This is a genomic window from Sphingomonas sp. 37zxx (assembly GCF_000786205.1).
Taxonomy (GTDB): domain Bacteria; phylum Pseudomonadota; class Alphaproteobacteria; order Sphingomonadales; family Sphingomonadaceae; genus Sphingomonas.
Map to the genome: position 1 here is coordinate 1 of NZ_JROH01000140.1, position 337 is coordinate 337.

Annotated in this window: 1 protein-coding gene; it reads left to right on the forward strand. The window is 65.6% G+C overall.

The genetic code is table 11. The annotated features are described in order from the left end of the window. Positions 1 to 337, forward strand: a 337-nt coding sequence (locus QU44_RS17120; protein ID WP_033923618.1) for an IS3 family transposase, incomplete at both ends; no start/stop codon positions are given.

The window sequence follows — 337 nt, forward strand, 5'->3', positions numbered from 1 at the left end:
CGGGCGGTATCCGCAGCCGACCTGGCGATCATGCGGCGGATCGACGAACTGCACCTGCTCTACCCGTTTGCCGGCAGCCGGATGCTGCGCGATCTGATTCGGCAGGAGGGCACGGCGGTGGGCCGGCTGCATGTCGCGACGCTGATGAAGCGGATGGGACTGGAGGCACTGTACCGTCGGCCGAACACGTCGAAGCCGGCACCGGGCCACAAAATCTATCCGTACCTGCTGCGCAAGCTGGCGGTGACCCGGCCGAACCAGGTCTGGGCGACGGACATCACCTACATTCCGATGGCGCGCGGCTTCGTCTATCTCGTCGCCATCGTCGACTGGTTCA